The organism is Pleomorphochaeta sp. DL1XJH-081 (assembly GCF_049310885.1).
Taxonomy (GTDB): domain Bacteria; phylum Spirochaetota; class Spirochaetia; order Sphaerochaetales; family Sphaerochaetaceae; genus CAYZJV01.
In genome coordinates, this window is sequence record NZ_JBMDYO010000131.1 from 1 (window position 1) to 262 (window position 262).

Annotated in this window: 1 pseudogene; it reads right to left on the minus strand. The window is 37.0% G+C overall.

From position 1 onward, the window contains the following. Positions 1 to 262, minus strand: a pseudogene (locus ACODJP_RS14195) (hypothetical protein); the annotation flags it as partial.

The window sequence follows — 262 nt, forward strand, 5'->3', positions numbered from 1 at the left end:
GCAAATTCCGATTCTTGCAATTTTTGCTGGGCGATAAGTTTTAAAGCTCTGATATGTAGTGCATGAATCACTATCCAGAAATCTTTAAAAGCAGGGTTTCTTGTTTGTTTATGGTAATAACGGTAATAGATTTGCTGGGCAATCACTGCTAAACGGAATACACCAAACACTTCATAAAAAGTCCAGTTTTGAGGCTCCAGACCAGTTTTTTGCAAATAATAGTCAACAACTTCTTTGCGAGAGAACATTCCCTTTAAGTGAG